Raw genomic sequence first — 19,129 nt, forward strand, 5'->3', positions numbered from 1 at the left:
TCAGTCCATCAGAGGTCGTTGTAGAACGGCAACAGTGGCCCTTCCGTAGCCGGGCGCCCTTCCGCACCGACCGGTTTGAGTGTAATCAGCGCATCTGCCGCTTGTCGGGTAGTGATTTTTGGACTGACGGGCTTCAACGTCACGGCGTTTTCATCACCAATATGGCCTTGTGGAATGACCAGCGACGGATGATCGAAAGGCGCCTGTTCCCACGCCACGCGCGGATCGGTCAGCCCGACTTCCATGAACTTGACCAGTGCATCCACTTCATCAGGCGTCAGGTTCAGGGCGGTCATGTCCGGATCAAGGTTGGAGGTGTTGTGCTGATTCACACTCGGATGATCAAAGCCGCTGGTGTTGTTCGCTTCCGAGCCGCGCCGGTCGCCACCGCGGTTGTAGAACTCGACGACCTGCTTGAGCGTCGAGCGGCTGCCGTTGTGGAAGTACGGCCCGGTCAGCGCGATGTTGCGCAGCGTCGGGGTTTTGAAGGCGCCATCCACCGCATCATGGAAGCCGACATTAGGTTTGAGCGTCGAATCGCAGGGTAATCCCGTGCTCAGTAGCGCTTCGAAGGTGCACACATCCACGTCCAGTGGATCCGGCACATGGATGCCCTGCAACTGGGTGTTGTATTCGCGAGTAAACGACAGCGGGTTGCCCCATGCATCAGATCCGCCGAGCCCCAGGTCTTCCGACGTCGGGCGCACACCGGTGTTGTAGAAGCCGTTGTCGTACAGCGCGGTGAGGTTGTCAGCCATCAGCATCCGTTCGATCCGCTCACGGGGATGGAACAGCAAGCGGCTGGCAGCGTTGGTCAGCTCTGCACCGCCGTGACAATTGACGCACTTGCCTTTGCCAAGGAACAGGTTCATCCCCTCGACCTGCTGCGCATTCATCGCCTGCTGATTGCCTTGCAAATAAGCATCCACGGGAGCCTGGTCGGAGATCAGGGTGGATTCGTACATCTGAATCGCCAGTCCGAAGAACAGCGGGAAGTTGGCCTCCATCTGAGTGTACGGCGCGCCGCCGAGCGAAACCTGTTGTGTGGCGTTCCACAGCCGAGGCTGGAAAGCGGCCTTGATCAATTCTCTGTAGGTCGGGCGGCGGGCACCGGAAACCGGGCCGAGCACAGAGTCGGCGGATGAAATCCGCTGCTGCTTGAGCATCAGCGTGTCGAGCATGCGTCGGCCAATGTCGGCGAAGGTGCGCCCGCCGCAGGACATCTCCACAGGGCTACCCGGTGGTCCGACAGCCTGCGAGGCGGCAGAGGCATCGTTGAGGGCCAGCCGAACTTTGGTGGCCACCCCGCTGCGATCGCTGGTGACGAAAATCCCGGCATCAGGGTCGCGATTACCGAACGGCGAAAAGCCGTTGAACACGTTGTTAGCCCGACCGTCCCAGAAGTTGCGCACGTTGAACGCGGCGTTGATCACCGTCGGGGCATTGCGTCCGGTGCTGCGCCGCACATTGATACCGCCGACCTGGAACACGCCGTCCGGTTGCTGTGTGCATTTGTCGAAGCGCGGTTGATTCGGCTTGACGAAGTTGGCGTCGAACACCCCTTGCGAGCCGACCACATCGTCGGTCGAATAGACAATCGGCGAGTTGCGATCCAGCGGATCGGCCAGCACGTGGGTCGGAAAGTCGGTTTTCTTCAGCGTGTAGTTCGGGCCGCCCTTGCCGGCGGACAGGGTCGCATAAGAAGGGACGTCGCCAGGAATATCGGAGGCTACAAACGGTTTGTTGAAGATCGACGAAACGTTGGCATGGGTGCTGGCCTGGCCTGGGTTGATCTGATTGGTGATCCGGTGATCGACACCCGCATGAAAGTGGCAGGAGGCACACGCCGTCGAACCGTCACTGCCGATCTCCATGTCCCAGAACAGCGCCTTGCCCAGGAGAATCGCCGCCGAGCGATTGAGCACGTAATCAGTCATGAGGTCGACTTTGCGCCCGCCTTCGATGCCGGAAGGGTCAGGGGGTGTCATGCCGTGCAGCGTCTGCAGGGAAGGGACTTCCGGCACGGGCAGATCAACTTCCGCCGCCGTCGCCGCGAAAGCATTTTTGGCGGACAGACTGATAACGAGCAGCCCGCAGACGATCACGCAGGGCAGACGGACAGTTCGAACAAAAAGGCTCAAGTTCACCATGATGACACCCCGATTCAGTGATGGAGTTGCCGGGCATGAGGCGTCACTCAACTGGCAAAGTTAGACTTTGTCGTCGCCGAAGTTGAAACGCTATGGGAGGCACCGTAGCAGGCGCTTAATCGAACTGTAGCTGTTACAAAAGATTTCAACAGCAAAAACACGAATTAATTCTGAGCTTTTATACAAGCCTCAACTTTGGTGAAAATCCCCCATTACCGGGGGCCAATCCCCCAGCCACAGTGGGCCTCACCGCCAAAGCCCACGTACCTGCGAGACCTTGAACCTTGGCCCCGTAATTGCAAACAAAGTTATTTTACTTATTTGACACCGAAAACAATTGCGCCCAGTTAGTTAACTAGACACAAAGGTTTAGTTGCACTACTCGCGAGCGCCTACTGTTTACACAACGCAAAAAAAACCGCCACTCCCGAAGGAGCAGCGGTTTTTTTGAAGCAACTGCGTTAAGGCTTAGTAGCCCAGGTCGAAGTTCTCTTCTTTCATGTCCATCAGGTTGTTGGCGCCCGACAGCATGGTTGCAACGTGAGTGCGGGTACGCGGCAGGATGCGCTGGAAGTAGAAGCGCGCAGTCTGCAGCTTGGCGGTGTAGAACGCCTCTTCGGAAGTGCCGGCAGCCAGTTTCTCGGCAGCCAGACGCGCCATGTCAGCCCAGAAGTAGGCCAGGCAGGCGTAACCGGAGTACATCAGGTAGTCCACGGAGGCCGCGCCCACTTCTTCGCGATCCTTCATGGCAGCCATACCGACCTTCATGGTCAGCTCGCCCCATTCTTTGTTCAGTGCAGCCAGCGGTGCGACGAATTCCTGAACGGCTTCGTTGCCTTCGTTGGTCTGGCAGAACTTGTGGACGATCTTGGTGAAGCCTTTCAGGGCCTCGCCTTGGGTCATCAGCACTTTACGGCCCAGCAGGTCGAGGGCCTGGATACCGGTGGTGCCTTCGTACAGCATCGAAATGCGGCTGTCACGAACGTTCTGCTCCATGCCCCACTCGGCGATGAAGCCGTGGCCGCCGTAGATTTGTACGCCGTGGTTGGCCGATTCGAAACCGACTTCAGTCATGAAGGCTTTGGCGATTGGCGTCATGAAGGCCAGCAGTGCGTCGGCTTTCTTCTTCTCTTCTTCATCCACGCCGTACTTGACGATGTCGACTTGCTTGGCGGTGAAGTAAACCATTGCACGGTTGCCTTCGGCGAATGCCTTCATGGTCAACAGCATGCGACGTACGTCTGGGTGAACGATGATCGGGTCGGCGGCTTTTTCCGGCGCTTTCGGGCCAGTCAGCGAACGCATTTGCAGGCGATCACGCGCGTATTTCAGGCCGCCCTGGAAGCCGATCTCGGCGTGAGCCAGACCTTGCAGCGCGGTGCCCAGACGTGCGGTGTTCATAAAGGTGAACATGCAGTTCAGGCCTTTGTTCGCCGGGCCGATCAGGAAACCGGTGGCCGCGTCGAAGTTCATCACGCAAGTCGCGTTACCGTGGATGCCCATCTTGTGTTCCAGGGAACCACAGGTCACCGCATTGCGTGCGCCGATCGAACCGTCTGCGTTCGGCATGAACTTCGGCACGATGAACAGCGAAATGCCTTTGGTGCCAGCCGGTGCGTCCGGCAGGCGGGCCAGTACGATGTGGACGATGTTATCGGCCATGTCGTGTTCACCGGCCGAGATGAAGATCTTGGTGCCGGAGACTTTGTAGGAGCCGTCGGCCTGAGGTTCGGCCTTGGTGCGCAGCATGCCCAGGTCGGTGCCGCAGTGCGGTTCGGTCAGGCACATGGTGCCGGTCCACTCGCCGGATACCAGTTTGGTCAGGTACGCGTCTTGTTGCTCAGGCGTGCCGTGTTCGGAAATGGTGTTCATTGCGCCATGGGACAGGCCAGGGTACATGCCCCACGACCAGTTGGCCTCGCCAACCATTTCGCTGACAGCCAGACCCAGAGACTCCGGCAGGCCTTGGCCACCGTGCTCTACATCGTGCGCCAGACTAGGCCAGCCGCCTTCGACGAATTGCTTGTAGGCTTCTTTGAAACCCGTCGGGGTTTTAACGCCGGACTCGCTCCAGGTGCAACCTTCGGTGTCACCCACGCGGTTCAGCGGAGCCAGTACCTGCTCACAAAACTTGGCGCCTTCCTCGAGAATGGCGTCAACCATGTCCGGAGTTGCGTCCGCACAAGCCGGAAGGCTCTGATAGTGCGCTTCGTAGCCGAGCAGTTCGTCACGAACGAAGCGAATATCACGCAAGGGGGCCTTGTAGTCAGGCATAGCGATAAACCTCTGCTGATGTAACCGGGAATGAACGACCGCGTTGATTTGTTGTGGCGGTCAAACAGTTGTTTGAAACATACGTTTACGCCCAAATCTTGTCAAGCGTCGATCTTTGGCCGTTTGTCATCGACTCATCGATCTGCCGGACACGCAGCAGCGCACCACCGATGCTCAAGCAAAGGTGCCGTGTAGAAAAGATTAGTTGAGGGAGAAGGACTTACGCAGAAAAACGCCGCGAAAAATCGCGGCGTTCAGAAAGCGGATTCAGCGAGGGATCACGCGAATGTATCGATCAACGTTCCGAGCATTTCGTCTGAAGCCTTGGCGACTTTAGCGCCCGCTTCCACCTGAAATTTGCCTTGGGTCATCTCGACGACATTACTGGTCAGGTCGGATCGCTGACTGCGATCAACCGAACGCAGGCGATCCACCTGAACGTCGGAAGACTGGCTGGTCACCGACCGTTCGATGGTATTGCTGGCGATCTGTCCGGCCGCTTGATCGACGCGGTTCTGCCCTGTCTGAATGGTGCTCAGACCCGCATAAAAAGCAGTGTTACCTGAAATCTGCATGGGAGAACTCGTCCGGCAAGAGGATCAATAGCGGGCATTGAATCAGACATGATGGCAAAACGCCCGACAAAAACACTAATGGCACTGTGCCTTGTGATAGCTAAAACCTAGTCCAGCAAATCCAGCTGCAAATGCTCCGCCACGGATTCAGCGGTGACCGCCTTGAGTTTCGGCACCCGCCCAAGGCACGGCGCGGGGATTCGCTCGGCGAGTGTCGCGAGGTTCTCCTCCAGCCGCGAGGTTTTGGGATCAATGATATTGGCCACCCAACCCGCCAGCTGCAATCCATCCTGGGCAATCGCCTCGGCCGTCAACAGCGCATGATTGATGCAACCCAGGCGCACACCGACCACCAGAATGACCGGCAAACCCAGCGCCATCGCCAGGTCAGACAAATTGTCCTGATCCGCCAACGGCACACGCCAGCCGCCCGCCCCTTCAATCAGGGTGAAATCCGCCTGCATGTCGAGAATCGCGCGCATGGGCGTCAACAGCGATTGCACCGTCAGCGCCACGCCAGCTTCGCGCGCGGCCAGGTGCGGCGCGATGGCTGGCTCGAACGCCACCGGGTTGACCTGTGCATACGTCAACGGCAACGAGCACTCGGCCAACAGCGCCAGCGCATCGGCGTTGCGTAACCCCTTGGACGTCACGTCGCAGCCCGAGGCAACCGGCTTGCCAGCCGCCGTGCTCAAGCCTGCCGACCGTGCGGCATGCAACAAGCCGGCGGCCACGGTGGTCTTGCCGACATCGGTGTCAGTGCCGGTGATGAAATAGGCTGCGCTCATAAAGGCTTCTCCAACACGGCATAGACCACCTGATAAGTCGCCGGCAAACCTTCGGCCTGACGAAACTGCTCATACGCCTCGATCAAACCGAGGATCCGCGCCCGGCCAGTCAAACCACCCGGCCGCCCAGGGTTCAGGTTGTGCGCACCCAATGCCTTGAGTTCATGGGTCAGGCTGCGCACATCCGGGTAATGCAACACATGAGGACGGGTTTGCAGGCTGACGGTTTTCAAGCCGCTGGCCGCACACAGTTGCTGATAAACACCCAACTCGCGGAACCGATTGACGTGGACCATGCCATCGACCTGACGCCAACTGTCACGCAGCTCAAACAACGTCCCTACACAAAGACTAGCAAACGCGAAAATCCCGCCCGGTTTCAGCACACGCTGCGCTTCGCTCAGCACCGAGCCGAAGTCCGCGCACCACTGCACGGCAAGACTGGAGAAGATCAGGTCACAGGTCGAATCCTGCAGCGGCAAGCGTTCCGCATCACCTGCGATGAAGTGGGAGGCCCCCCCCAACGGCCGGGCGTGATTGAGCATGCCTTCGGCGATGTCGAGTGCGACGCCGTGACTGGCCGGAAAACGCTCACCCAGCGCCCGACTGAAATAGCCGGTGCCGCAGCCCAGGTCGAGCCAGCGACCCGGGACAAAATCCGCGGGCAAGCGACTCAACAACTGGCTGCCGACATCACGTTGCAACTCGGCCACGCTGTCATAACTCGCCGCGGCACGGGAAAAAGAGGCCGCCACCTGGCGCTTGTCGGGCAATCCGCCGGACAGGTTGTGAAGGGATAAATCAGTCATCACCGGACTCATGCAAAAAGGCCTGAATCGCCCCCGCCACACCGTGAGGGTCTTCCAGAAGAAACGCGTGGCCGGCCTGTTCAATCAGACCGATTTCGACATCCGGCAGCAGCGCCAGCAAGTCCCCCGCCGCTTCGGCCGGGACCAGGCCGTCGAGGCCGGCGAACAAGTGCAGTTGAGGGCCGCGAAACGCCTGCAAAGCTTGACGGGTATCCAGTTGTGCGAGGACTTCCAGCCCCCTCATCAATATCGATGCAGAAGCGTTTGGCGCGCCAGCGAGCAATAACCGCGACAGGCCACGCGAGTCTACGGCCCCTTGTGCGCACAGCAACGAAAACCGTTTCAACGTCATGCGCGGATCAGCCTTGCAGCCAGCCAGGAAGGCATCGAACGTCTCGCCGGGCATCGCGCTCGGCCATTGCTCATGGGCGACAAACGAAGGATTACTCGCCAGGGTCAGCAAGCCGCAGCAACGATCACCACGACGTGCCGCCAATTCGGCCGCCAGCATGCCGCCCAAGGACCAGCCGCCGAGCCAGGCATCCTGAGGCACTGTCGCATCGAGTTCATCGAGCCACTCTTCCAGATCGCTCGACTCCAGTTCCGGCAGCGGCTCGATCTCGACGCGCAGGTGTTCATCCAACCCCTGCAAGGCCGCCGCCAACGGTTCCAATGGCGAAATCCCGAGGCCCCAACCGGGCAACAGAATCAATCGATCACGCATGGCTTGGCTCCGGTTTCAGCTGGGCAAAACAATCGGCCAGTCCATCTAACAATAGTTGCACCTGGTCTTCGCTATGCGCGGCGGTCAGCGTCACCCGCAAGCGGGCGCTGCCGGTGGGCACGGTCGGCGGACGGATCGCGGTCACCATCAAGCCGCGCTCACGCAACATCTGCGACAGTCGAACCGCACGCCCGGCATCGCCGATCATGATCGGCTGGATCGGCGTGAAACTGTCCATCAGCTCCAGGCCGATTTGCTCGGCGCCTTGGCGGAACTGGCGGATCAACGTTTTCAGATGCTCACGTCGCCAATGTTCGGTGCGCAGCAGTTCGAGGCTTTTCAGTGTCGCGCAAGCCAGCGCCGGTGGCTGGCTGGTGGTGTAAATGTAGGGTCGGGCGAACTGGATCAGGCTTTCGATCAACTCTTCGCTGCCCGCGACAAAAGCCCCAGCGGTACCGAACGCCTTGCCCAGCGTACCGACCAACACCGGTACGTCTTCCTGACTGAGACCGAAATGCTCGACGATCCCTCCGCCATTGGCACCCAACGGACCAAACCCGTGAGCGTCATCGACCATCAGCCAGGCGCCTTTGGCCTTGGCTTCGCGCGCCAGTGCCGGCAGGTCGGCAATGTCGCCGTCCATGCTGAACACGCCGTCGGTGACCACCAGCGTATTGCCGGTGGCTTTCTCCAGGCGTTTGGCCAGGCTGTCCGCGTCGTTGTGCAGGTAGCGGTTGAAGCGCGCGCCGGACAGCAGACCGGCATCCAGTAACGAAGCATGATTGAGCCGGTCTTCGAGCACCGTATCGCCCTGCCCGACCAGCGCGGTGACCGCGCCGAGATTGGCCATGTAACCGGTGGTGAACAGCAACGCACGCGGGCGTCCGGTCAGATCAGCCAGGGCTTCTTCCAGTTCATGGTGCGGGGTGCTGTGACCGATGACCAAGTGCGACGCCCCGCCACCCACGCCCCAGCGAGCCGCACCGGCGCGCCAGGCTTCGATCACTTGCGGGTGATTGGCCAGGCCCAGGTAATCGTTGTTGCAGAACGCGAGCAATGGTTGGCCATCGACCACCACTTCAGGGCCTTGAGGGCTGTCGAGCAGCGGGCGCTGGCGGTAGAGATTTTCGGCACGACGGGCAGCAAGGCGTGCGGCGAGATCGAAAGACATGCAGGCCTCGGGCGGTCAGTTCACATGTATAAAAGTGAATGCGGTCCCTGTGGGAGCAAGCTTGCTCGCAATTGCGGTGCCGCATTCAACATTGATGTCGACTGACCTGGCGCCATTGCGAGCAAGCTCGCTCCCACAGTGTTTTGCATTCCTTCAGAGGAATCGGTGGAGGCTTCAAACAGCCGCGTTATAGAACTGCTCGCTGCTCTTCTGCTCAACCAGCGCCTGCTCAATCGCAGCCTGATGCACCTCGTCCGCGTGCTCTTCGCGCGCTTCCGGCAGAATCCCCAGGCGCGAGAACAGTTGCATGTCCTTGTCAGCCTGCGGGTTGGCGGTGGTCAGCAGTTTTTCGCCGTAGAAAATCGAATTCGCGCCAGCGAAGAACGCCAGGGCCTGCATCTGTTCGTTCATCGCTTCGCGGCCGGCGGACAGGCGTACGTGGGATTGCGGCATCAGGATGCGGGCAACGGCGAGCATGCGGATGAAGTCGAACGGATCGATGTCTTCGGCATTTTCCAGCGGCGTGCCAGCAACTTTCACCAGCATGTTGATCGGCACCGATTCCGGATGCTCCGGCAGGTTGGCCAACTGGATCAGCAGGTTGGCGCGGTCATCGAGGGACTCGCCCATGCCGAGGATGCCGCCGGAGCAGATCTTCATCCCCGATTCACGCACGTAAGCCAGGGTTTGCAGGCGCTCGCTGTAGGTGCGGGTGGTGATGATGCTGCCGTAGAACTCAGGCGACGTATCGAGGTTGTGGTTGTAGTAGTCGAGGCCGGCGTCGGCCAGCGCAACGGTCTGGTCCTGATCCAGGCGACCAAGGGTCATGCAGGTTTCCAGGCCCATGGCCTTCACGCCTTTGACCATTTCCAGCACGTACGGCATGTCTTTGGCCGACGGGTGTTTCCACGCCGCGCCCATGCAGAAACGGGTCGAGCCGATGGCCTTGGCGCGAGCAGCCTCTTCGAGGACTTTCTGCACTTCCATCAGTTTTTCTTTTTCCAGGCCGGTGTTGTAGTGACCGGACTGTGGGCAATATTTGCAATCTTCCGGGCAGGCGCCGGTCTTGATCGAGAGCAGCGTGGAAACCTGGACGCGATTGGCGTCGAAATGCGCGCGGTGCACCGTCTGTGCCTGGAACAACAGGTCGTTGAATGGCTGAACGAAGAGTGCTTTGACTTCGGCCAAAGACCAGTCATGACGCAGGGTTGCAGAGGTGCTGGCGCTCATGGGCGTTTCCTTTGTTTTATGCTTGGCAAGCGGCTGGGGGATGGAATACCCACAGACGCGACACGGATGTTCGGCATATTTAAGGAAGACTCATGCGCTGTCAACCACGATACGATGGACCGGTTTACATCTGGTTAAAAAACATACAGCACTGTTTGCTCTGTGCTGAACCGGCCGAGGAGCAGACTCCGATCTGCATGGCCTGCGAAACGGAGTTGCCCTGGCTGGGCGACCACTGCCAGACCTGCGCCCTGCCCTTGCCCGGCACAGGCTTGACCTGCGGTCAGTGCCTGAAACAGCCACCCGCTTTCGAGCGAGTCGCCGCGCCGTGGTCGTACAGCTTTCCGCTGGACACGCTGATCACGCGCTTCAAGCATTCGGCAAAATGGCCATTTGGCCGCCTGCTCGCCGATCTTCTCGCGCAATACCTGCAACATCGCTTCGACGAAGACCTGAATCGGCCCGACGCACTGGTTCCGGTGCCGCTGGCCGCTAAACGACTGCGCCAACGGGGTTTCAATCAAGCCGCGATGCTCGCCCGCTGGCTCGGCGGCCATCTGGACATTCCTTGCGACGAAACGCTGCTGTTGAGGATTCAAGACACCAGCGCACAGCAGGATTTGAATGCCGAGGCCCGCAAGAAGAACCTGTGCAACGCGTTCGCCCTGACACCCGGCGCGCAGATCAAGGGGCGCCATTTGGCGTTGGTGGACGACGTGCTGACCACCGGCGCCACCGCACAAGCCCTCGCCCGGCTGCTGATGGACGCAGGGGCGGCGCGGGTTGACGTCTACTGCCTGGCCCGCACACCCAAACCGGGCGACACGGCTTAACCCGCGAACACAAAACCTGTAGGAGTGCGCCTGCTCGCGATAGCGGTGAGTCAGGCGTCATCAATGGTGAACGTCCAACCGCCATCGCGAGCAGGCTCACTCCTACAGGGATTGCGACCTGACTTGACTACCGAGTTGCAAGCGGCCAACGTCTTCTCAATTGTCACAGCCAAAGCGCCTCGCCATGTCCTTGCCTACGTTGTTGTCCCAGCACATTGTCCGTCGTCCGCAGCGCATCGCGTTGCTGCAACACATCGCCGAACAAGGCTCGATCACCCGCGCCGCTAAAAGCGCGGGCCTGAGCTACAAGGCAGCATGGGACGCCATCGACGAGCTGAACAACCTGGCGCAGAAGCCGTTGGTGGAGCGCAGCGTCGGCGGCAAGGGTGGCGGTGGTGCCAAACTTTCCAGCGAAGGCTTGCGCGTGTTGCGCCTTTATCAAAAGCTGCAAGTCCTCCAGGCCCAGGTGCTGGAGGCCGCCGAAGATGCCAGCGATCTGGACCTGCTCGGCCGCCTGATGCTCAGAACCAGCGCGCGCAATCAATTGCACGGCCGGGTTGTCGAGATCGAAGCTCAGGGGCGCAACGACCGGATCCGGCTCGAACTGGCCGAAGGCTTGAATATTGATACGCAGATCACCCACGACAGCACCCTGCGCCTGGAGCTGGAAACCGGCACCGAGGTCGTCGCCCTGATCAAGGCCGGTTGGCTGGACGTGCTGGCTATCGAGCAACACGCAACACCCGGCAACAATTGCCTCAAGGGCATTATCGAAGAAATTCTCGACGCCGAAGACGGGCCCAGCGAAGTGCGCATCAGCCTGCCCAATGGCCAGACGCTGTGCGCCTTGGCCGAGCCACTGCACTTGCGAACCCAAGGGCTGACCACTGACAAACCGGTGCTGGTGCAGTTTTTACCCTCCAACGTCCTGTTGGGTACTCCGCTCTGAAACAAAAGCGTCATGTCCGCTCACTAAGGTGACTGCAAAAACCGCAGGGAGCCTGATGTGAGCCTATTAGAAGAAAACCAGTCCACCGACCTCGAAAAAATGGTCGGCCTCAGCCGTCGCGGTTTCATCAGCGCCGGCGCCCTTTGCGGTGCCGCCATGTTCCTCGGGGGCAACCTGCTGAGCCGCAGCGTCATGGCCGCGAGTGTCAGCGCCGGCACCAGCAAACTGTTGGGTTTCGACAGCATCCCCGCCGCCACCAGCGACGCCATTACCTTGCCGGCCGGCTACAAGTCCTCGGTGTTGATCAGCTGGGGCCAGCCTCTGCAAAAAAACGGTCCGGCCTTCGACCCGAGTGGCAACGGCACGGCCGAGCATCAGGAAGTCCAGTTCGGTGACAACAACGACGGCATGAGCCTGTTCGAATTTCCCGGTGAAAAAGACCGGGCGCTGATGGCAATCAACAACGAATACACCAACTATCGCTACCTCTACGCACATGGCGGCATGCCGCAGTCGGCCGAAGAAGTGCGCAAGGCACTGGCCTGCGAAGGCGTGTCGGTGATCGAAGTGCAGCGCAAGAACGGCCAGTGGCAGTTCGTCCAGGGCTCGCGCTACAACCGTCGTATTCACGGCAACGCTCCGATCAGCCTGAGTGGCCCGGCTGCTGGCCATGAACGGGTGAAAACCAGCGCTGACCCGCATGGCAAAAATGTCCTCGGCACCTTCCAGAATTGCGCCAACGGCAAGACGCCATGGGGCACGTACCTGACCTGCGAAGAGAACTTCACCGACTGCTTCGGCAGCAGCAATGCCGAACAAAAATTCGACGCGGCGCAAAAACGCTACGGCGCGGTGGCGGCCAGTAAAGAGATCAACTGGCACCAGCACGACGAACGTTTCGACCTGGCGAAAAACCCGAACGAACTCAACCGTCACGGCTGGGTGGTGGAAATCGACCCGTTCGACCCGCAATCAACCCCGGTCAAGCGCACGGCCCTGGGCCGCTTCAAGCATGAAAACGCCGCCCTGGCAGAAACCCATGACGGCCACGCCGTGGTGTACATGGGCGACGACGAGCGCGGCGAGTTCATCTACAAGTTCGTCAGCCGCGACAAGATCAACCACAAAAACCCCAAGGCCAACCGCGACCTGCTCGACCACGGCACCTTGTACGTGGCGCGCTTCGATGCCGGCGACGGCAATGCCGATCACCCGAAAGGCAAAGGTGAGTGGGTGGAGCTGACCCACGGCAAAAACGGCATCGACGCCAGCAGCGGTTTTGCTGATCAGGCCGAAGTGCTGATCCATGCACGTCTCGCTGCCAGCGTGGTGAAAGCCACGCGCATGGACCGCCCGGAATGGATTGTGGTCAGCCCCAAGGACGGCCACGTTTATTGCACCCTGACCAACAACGCCAAGCGCGGTGAGGATGGCCAACCGGTGGGCGGGCCAAACCCGCGCGAGAAAAACGTCTACGGGCAGATCCTGCGCTGGCGCACCGACCGCGATGATCATGGCTCGAAAAGCTTTGCCTGGGACCTGTTTGTGGTCGCCGGCAACCCGGGCGTCCACGCCGGCACGCCGAAGGGTGGCTCGTCGAACATCACGCCGCAGAACATGTTCAACAGCCCGGATGGCTTGGGTTTCGACAAGGCCGGGCGGTTGTGGATTCTCACTGACGGCGACTCGAGCAATGCCGGTGATTTCGCCGGGATGGGCAACAACCAGATGCTATGTGCCGACCCGGTGACCGGGGAGATTCGCCGGTTCATGGTCGGGCCGATTGGTTGCGAAGTGACGGGGATCAGTTTCTCGCCAGACCAGAAGACGTTGTTTGTCGGGATTCAGCACCCGGGGGAGAACGGGGGGTCGACATTCCCGGAGCATCTGCCGAATGGCAAACCGCGGTCTTCGGTGATGGCGATTTCCCGTGAAGATGGCGGGGTCGTCGGCGCCTGATCAACGTCCCCCCTAAGGATCGTTCCCACGCTCGCGTGGGAACGATCCCCCTAAAGAAGCCCGGTCTGCGCTACCATGCTTGGCCGGACGCGGCAGCCTGCTGCGCGCAGGAGTCAGCATGGCCCACCCGTTTGCAACCCTCACCCCAGACCTCGTGCTCGATGCCGTCGAAAGCATCGGCTTTCTCAGCGACGCGCGCATTCTGGCGCTCAACAGCTACGAGAACCGCGTCTATCAAGTCGGCATCGAAGACTCCGAACCGCTGATCGCCAAGTTCTACCGCCCGCAGCGCTGGACCAACGAAGCGATTCTCGAAGAGCACCAGTTCACCTTCGAACTCGCCGAGTGCGACGTGCCAGTGGTGGCGCCGATGATTCACAACGGCGCCAGCCTGCACGAACACAAGGGCTTTCGTTTCACCCTGTTCCCGCGCCGCGGTGGCCGTGCGCCAGAGCCGGGCAATCTCGATCAACTCTATCGCCTGGGTCAGTTGCTCGGTCGCCTTCACGCCGTGGGCTCCACCAAACCGTTCGAGCACCGTGAAGCGCTGGGCGTGAAGAACTTCGGTCACGATTCGCTGACCACCTTGCTCGAAGGCAATTTTGTCCCCAAGAGTTTGTTGCCCGCCTACGAGTCCGTGGCCCGCGATCTGCTCAAGCGAGTGGAAGAGGTCTACAAGGCCACGCCGCACCAGAACATCCGCGTGCACGGCGATTGCCACCCCGGCAACATGATGTGCCGTGACGAAATGTTCCACATCGTCGACCTCGATGACTGCCGCATGGGCCCGGCGGTGCAGGACATCTGGATGATGCTCGCCGGTGACCGCCAGGAGTGCCTCGGCCAATTGTCGGAATTGATGGACGGCTACAACGAGTTTCACGATTTCGATCCGCGGGAACTGGCGTTGATCGAACCGCTGCGCGCCTTGCGCCTGATGCACTACAGCGCCTGGCTCGCCCGCCGCTGGGACGACCCGGCGTTCCCGCACAGTTTTCCGTGGTTCGGCAGCGAGCGGTATTGGGGTGACCAGGTGTTGGCGTTGCGTGAGCAACTTGCAGCCCTGAACGAAGAACCCCTCAAACTTTTCTGACTCGCACAGTTCCCACCTGTGGGAGTGAGCCTTATCGCGATGGCGGCGAAATATTCAGCACATCAGTGGCTGACACACCGCTATCGCGAGCAGGCTCACTCCTACAGGACTGTGTTCACAATTGCCCAACCTATTCAGGCAGGACATTCTTAGACAAATCTCCTTACAATCCCTTCTTTGTTAGCTGCCTAAGCAAGGATTCTGCATGCAAGCTGCCAACCCGCGTCGCGGGTACATTCTGGGCCTGAGCGCCTACATCATCTGGGGATTGTTCCCGCTCTATTTCAAAGCCATCGCCAATGTACCCGCCGTGGAGATCATCATCCATCGCGTGTTGTGGTCCGCGTTGTTCGGCGCCTTGTTGCTGATGGTCTGGAAACATCCCGGCTGGTGGCGCGAGTTGCGCGACAACCCGAAACGCCTGGGGATCCTGGCCTTGAGCGGCACGCTGATCGCGGCCAACTGGCTGACTTACGTGTGGTCGGTGAACAACGGGCGGATGCTTGAGGCCAGCCTCGGTTACTACATCAACCCGCTGGTGAACGTGTTGCTGGGGATGTTGATCCTTGGCGAACGCCTGCGGCGCATGCAATGGCTGGCGGTGGGTCTGGCGGCGGTCGGCGTGGCGCAACAGGTGTGGCAAGTCGGCAGCCTGCCGTGGGTGTCGCTGGTGCTGGCGCTGACGTTTGGATTCTATGGATTGATCCGTAAACAGGCACCGGTCAAAGCGCTGCCCGGTCTGGTAGTGGAAACCTGGATGCTGGTGCCGATTGCGGTCGCTTGGCTGCTGTTCAACCCGACGGCGGCCAGCGCGCAACCCGAGTTCTGGACCACCTCCGAAGCCTGGTGGCTGGTGGCCGCCGGCCCGGTCACGCTGGTGCCGCTGATCTGTTTCAACGCCGCCGCACGGCATATACCCTACACAACTTTGGGATTCCTCCAGTACACGGCGCCGACGTTGGTGCTGTTGCAAGCCGTACTGCTGTTTGGCGAAAAGCTGTCGTCCAGCACGCTGGTTGCGTTCATCTTTATTTGGGCAGGCCTGGCGGTGTACAGCGTTGATGCGTGGATAAGTTTGCGTCGTCGCAGCTGATCAAAAAACACACAAACCTCTACAGACCACGTCTTCCGTGGCCTGCATCGATTCTTCCCAAGGTTATCCACAGCGTGATCCCCGCTGTTTGTGCGCAACTTGTTGAAACTGATGGTTTTTTGATCAGATCCTGAAGAAGCCCGGCCGGCGTGGGCTGGCGGGCTGTCTCTACAGGTTATCCACAGGCAGGTGCACGTTTAACTTGGATAACCCTTTCACGGTTCACTGCGCAGCACCAGTTCGACCATCAAATCGTCCGCCAGGGTTTCCAGGCGCGACTGCAATACGTCCAGCGACAAGGTCAGTGGCACGGCGAGGATTGCTTCAGCGTGGAACAGCGGCTCGCTGCTCATCGGCGCCGGGCGCACTTCTGTGACCAATCTTTCCAGGTTCACACCCTGCTCGCTGAGTAGACGGGTGATGTCACGCACGATCCCCGGACGATCGTTGCCCACCAACTCCATCGCAATCGGCTTCCAGGTGCAGGATTGTTCGATGCCGCTTTCGGCAATCAATACGCGTATGCCTTGGGCGGACAGCGCCTGCAGGGCATCGACCAATTCATCGTAGGCCTCGGCCGGCACCCCCACCCGAAGAATCCCGGCGAACTGCCCGGCCATGCGCGACATACGGCTTTCCAGCCAGTTGCCGCCGTGTTCGGCAATGCACTGGGCGATGCGCTCGACCTGCCCAGCCTTGTCCGGAGCAAACACTGTGAGTACGAGGTGGTCCATGGCGCAGCCCTCTTTTGTTATAGAAACAGAAGTATAGGCAAGGGCTGATACTGCGTTGATTCGTCTGACGCCATCGCGAGCAGGCTCACGCCTACAACGTCTTGCGCGATCCTGTAGGAGTGAGCCTGCTCGCGATGGGAGCGCCGCTGAAGATCCTGCCAACAACAAATCGTGTACAACTTTTTATATTTAACTGGAACAATCCAATGGTTTTTTGAGAACATCCCGTTCCCCGACATGACTGCAATGCGTCATGGGGTCGCAGAACGACGTAATTAGTCTAATTTTCACAAGCGCAATTCATCATGTAGTATGCCGCAGCGCGCACTACATAACGTTGGATCGATGTCTGCCACCGGCACACTCGCAACCCTGAAAAGCCCTGTCAGCAAGGCCTACAAGCCGTTGATCGGACCGAACCCAGCCGCCCGCAAGGGCATGTACTGGCGGACGGGTTTGTGGTTTAAATGGCCTGAGGCTTCATTGTCAAAATTGAAGAGCTGAAAAGCGAAATAGCTGAGCAGAGTGAGGCAAGCAATGACTGAACACGTTCAAGTCGGTGGCCTGCAGGTCGCCAAAGTCCTGTTCGACTTCGTGAACAACGAAGCCATTCCCGGTACCGGCCTCACCGCCGATAAGTTCTGGGCCGGTGCCGACAAGGTCATTCACGACCTGGCCCCGAAGAACAAAGCCCTACTCGCCAAACGCGATGATTTCCAGGCTCGTATCGATGGCTGGCACCAATCCCGTGCCGGTCAACCACACGACGCTGTGGCTTATAAAGCCTTCTTGCAAGACATCGGTTATCTGCTGCCAGAAGCAGCCGATTTCCAGGCAACGACGCAAAACGTCGATGACGAAATCGCCCGCATGGCCGGTCCGCAACTTGTGGTTCCGGTCATGAACGCCCGTTTCGCGCTCAACGCCTCGAACGCCCGCTGGGGTTCGCTGTATGACGCGCTCTACGGCACCGACGCCATCAGCGAAGCTGACGGCGCGGAAAAAGGCAAAGGCTACAACAAGGTTCGCGGCGACAAGGTGATTGCCTTCGCTCGCGCCTTCCTCGACGAAGCCGCGCCATTGGCAGCCGGCTCCCACGTCGATTCCACCGGCTACAAAATCGTTGACGGCAAACTGGTGGTCGCCCTTAAAGGCGGCAGCAACACCGGCCTGCGCAACGACGCTCAGCTGATCGGTTTCCACGGCGATGCGGCCGCACCGACCGCGATTCTGCTGAAGAACAACGGCCTGCACTTCGAAATCCAGATCGATGCCAGCACCCCGGTCGGCCAGACCGATGCTGCCGGCGTCAAAGACATCCTGATGGAAGCCGCACTGACCACCATCATGGACTGCGAAGACTCCGTCGCCGCTGTCGATGCCGATGACAAAGTGGTGATCTACCGCAACTGGCTCGGCCTGATGAAGGGCGACCTGTCGGAAGAAGTCTCCAAGGGCGGTCAGACCTTTACCCGCACCATGAACGCTGATCGCACTTACACCGGTGTCGATGGTAAAGAACTGAGCCTGCACGGTCGTTCGCTGTTGTTCGTGCGCAACGTCGGTCACCTGATGACCATCGACGCGATTCTCGACAAGGACGGCAACGAAGTGCCGGAAGGTATCCTTGACGGTCTGGTGACCAGCCTTGCCGCGATCCACAGCCTCAATGGCAACAGCTCGCGCAAGAACAGCCGCACCGGGTCGGTCTACATCGTGAAGCCGAAAATGCACGGCCCGGAAGAAGCCGCGTTCACCAACGAGTTGTTCGGTCGCATCGAAGACGTACTCGGTCTGCCGCGCAACACGCTGAAAGTCGGGATCATGGACGAGGAGCGCCGCACCACGGTCAACCTCAAGGCCTGCATCAAGGCTGCCAGCGAGCGCGTGGTGTTCATCAACACCGGTTTCCTCGACCGTACAGGCGATGAAATCCACACCTCCATGGAAGCCGGCCCGATGGTGCGCAAGGCCGACATGAAGGCCGAGAAGTGGATCGGTGCCTACGAGAACTGGAACGTCGATATCGGTTTGAGCACCGGCCTGCAAGGTCGCGCGCAGATCGGTAAAGGCATGTGGGCGATGCCCGACCTGATGGCGGCGATGCTCGAACAGAAAATCGCCCACCCGCTGGCCGGCGCAAACACTGCCTGGGTACCATCGCCGACCGCCGCAGCGCTGCACGCGTTGCACTACCACAAGGTCGACGTGTTCGCCCGTCAGGCCGAACTGGCCAAACGTGCCCGTGCTTCGGTGGACGACATCCTGACCATCCCATTGGCGGTGAACCCGCAATGGACCGCAGAACAGATCAAGAACGAACTGGACAACAACGCCCAGGGCATTCTCGGTTATGTAGTGCGCTGGATCGACCAGGGCGTGGGTTGCTCGAAAGTACCGGACATCAACGACGTCGGCCTGATGGAAGACCGTGCAACGCTGCGGATTTCCAGCCAGCACATCGCCAACTGGCTGCGTCACGGCATCGTCACACATGACCAGGTCATGGAAAGCCTCAAGCGCATGGCGCCGGTAGTCGACCGTCAGAACGCCAATGACGCGCTGTATCGTCCGCTGGCCCCGAACTTCGACAGCAACATCGCCTTCCAGGCGGCGGTCGAACTGGTGGTTGAAGGCACGAAGCAGCCAAACGGCTACACCGAGCCGGTCCTGCACCGTCGTCGTCGCGAGTTCAAGGCTGCCAATGGCCTGTAACTGAGCACTGACGCCGGACAAAAAAAAGGCCC

The 19,129-nt window shown here is 60.0% G+C and carries 15 protein-coding genes; 6 read left to right on the forward strand and 9 right to left on the reverse strand.

Translation table 11 applies throughout. From position 1 onward, the window contains the following. Nucleotides 1–8 precede the first annotated feature (8 nt). The 8 genes from H8F22_RS15315 to bioB all read right to left on the reverse strand — a co-directional run bounded on the left by H8F22_RS15315 (nucleotide 9) and on the right by bioB (nucleotide 9,721). A complete protein-coding gene (locus H8F22_RS15315; protein ID WP_194940417.1) occupies nucleotides 9–2,150 on the reverse strand; it encodes a cytochrome-c peroxidase in 2,142 nt (713 codons plus the stop codon). A 468-nt stretch (nucleotides 2,151–2,618) separates the two neighbouring features. After that, on the reverse strand, nucleotides 2,619–4,424 hold the full coding sequence (locus H8F22_RS15320) for a phenylacyl-CoA dehydrogenase (RefSeq protein WP_194940418.1): 1,806 nt from the start codon (nucleotides 4,422–4,424) through the stop codon (nucleotides 2,619–2,621). A 278-nt stretch (nucleotides 4,425–4,702) separates the two neighbouring features. Further along, nucleotides 4,703–4,999 (reverse strand): hypothetical protein, encoded by a 297-nt coding sequence (locus H8F22_RS15325; RefSeq protein WP_027926698.1) that lies wholly within the window; start codon nucleotides 4,997–4,999, stop codon nucleotides 4,703–4,705. 107 nt (nucleotides 5,000–5,106) lie between these two features. After that, nucleotides 5,107–5,787: a dethiobiotin synthase gene (gene bioD / locus H8F22_RS15330; RefSeq protein ID WP_027926697.1), complete on the reverse strand. Its 681-nt coding sequence runs from the start codon at nucleotides 5,785–5,787 to the stop codon at nucleotides 5,107–5,109. Beyond that, nucleotides 5,784–6,596, reverse strand: a complete 813-nt coding sequence (gene bioC / locus H8F22_RS15335; protein ID WP_027926696.1) for a malonyl-ACP O-methyltransferase BioC — start codon at nucleotides 6,594–6,596, stop codon at nucleotides 5,784–5,786. Before bioC ends, bioD begins: the two co-directional genes overlap by 4 nt. Then, nucleotides 6,589–7,320: an alpha/beta fold hydrolase gene (locus H8F22_RS15340; protein WP_194940419.1), complete on the reverse strand. Its 732-nt coding sequence runs from the start codon at nucleotides 7,318–7,320 to the stop codon at nucleotides 6,589–6,591. The genes bioC and H8F22_RS15340 overlap by 8 nt, the downstream gene beginning before the upstream one ends. Beyond that, nucleotides 7,313–8,491 carry an 8-amino-7-oxononanoate synthase gene (gene bioF, locus H8F22_RS15345; RefSeq protein WP_027926694.1) on the reverse strand — a complete coding sequence of 393 codons (1,179 nt, stop codon included), beginning with the start codon at nucleotides 8,489–8,491 and terminating at the stop codon, nucleotides 7,313–7,315. Before bioF ends, H8F22_RS15340 begins: the two co-directional genes overlap by 8 nt. 174 nt (nucleotides 8,492–8,665) lie before the next feature. Next, a complete protein-coding gene (bioB, locus tag H8F22_RS15350; protein ID WP_010467114.1) occupies nucleotides 8,666–9,721 on the reverse strand; it encodes a biotin synthase BioB in 1,056 nt (351 codons plus the stop codon). 92 nt (nucleotides 9,722–9,813) lie between these two features. Here bioB and H8F22_RS15355 point away from each other — a divergent pair, with 92 nt between their 5' ends. From H8F22_RS15355 to rarD, 5 genes are all read left to right on the forward strand, one after another. Further along, complete coding sequence (locus H8F22_RS15355; protein WP_027926692.1) at nucleotides 9,814–10,554, forward strand: ComF family protein; 741 nt, start codon at nucleotides 9,814–9,816, stop codon at nucleotides 10,552–10,554. Nucleotides 10,555–10,738: 184 nt separating this feature from the next. After that, the gene (locus H8F22_RS15360; RefSeq protein ID WP_194940420.1) at nucleotides 10,739–11,503 is read left to right on the forward strand and encodes a TOBE domain-containing protein; all 765 of its coding nucleotides are present in this window, start codon (nucleotides 10,739–10,741) and stop codon (nucleotides 11,501–11,503) included. 57 nt (nucleotides 11,504–11,560) lie between these two features. Then, on the forward strand, nucleotides 11,561–13,462 hold the full coding sequence (locus tag H8F22_RS15365) for a PhoX family protein (RefSeq protein ID WP_194940421.1): 1,902 nt from the start codon (nucleotides 11,561–11,563) through the stop codon (nucleotides 13,460–13,462). A 118-nt stretch (nucleotides 13,463–13,580) separates the two neighbouring features. After that, nucleotides 13,581–14,555 carry a serine/threonine protein kinase gene (locus H8F22_RS15370; RefSeq protein ID WP_059182055.1) on the forward strand — a complete coding sequence of 325 codons (975 nt, stop codon included), beginning with the start codon at nucleotides 13,581–13,583 and terminating at the stop codon, nucleotides 14,553–14,555. Nucleotides 14,556–14,760: 205 nt separating this feature from the next. Then, nucleotides 14,761–15,648 (forward strand): EamA family transporter RarD, encoded by an 888-nt coding sequence (rarD, locus tag H8F22_RS15375; protein ID WP_027926688.1) that lies wholly within the window; start codon nucleotides 14,761–14,763, stop codon nucleotides 15,646–15,648. A 215-nt stretch (nucleotides 15,649–15,863) separates the two neighbouring features. Here rarD and H8F22_RS15380 read toward each other — a convergent pair whose 3' ends face one another. Then, the gene (locus H8F22_RS15380; RefSeq protein ID WP_027926687.1) at nucleotides 15,864–16,382 is read right to left on the reverse strand and encodes a glycine cleavage system protein R; all 519 of its coding nucleotides are present in this window, start codon (nucleotides 16,380–16,382) and stop codon (nucleotides 15,864–15,866) included. Nucleotides 16,383–16,919: 537 nt separating this feature from the next. On the opposite strand from H8F22_RS15380, the gene H8F22_RS15385 reads away from it, so the two are divergent. After that, nucleotides 16,920–19,097 (forward strand): malate synthase G, encoded by a 2,178-nt coding sequence (locus H8F22_RS15385; protein ID WP_194940422.1) that lies wholly within the window; start codon nucleotides 16,920–16,922, stop codon nucleotides 19,095–19,097. The last annotated feature ends 32 nt before the right edge of the window (nucleotides 19,098–19,129 follow it).

It is taken from the genome of Pseudomonas mucoides, from assembly GCF_015461845.1.
GTDB classification, from domain to species: domain Bacteria; phylum Pseudomonadota; class Gammaproteobacteria; order Pseudomonadales; family Pseudomonadaceae; genus Aquipseudomonas; species Aquipseudomonas mucoides.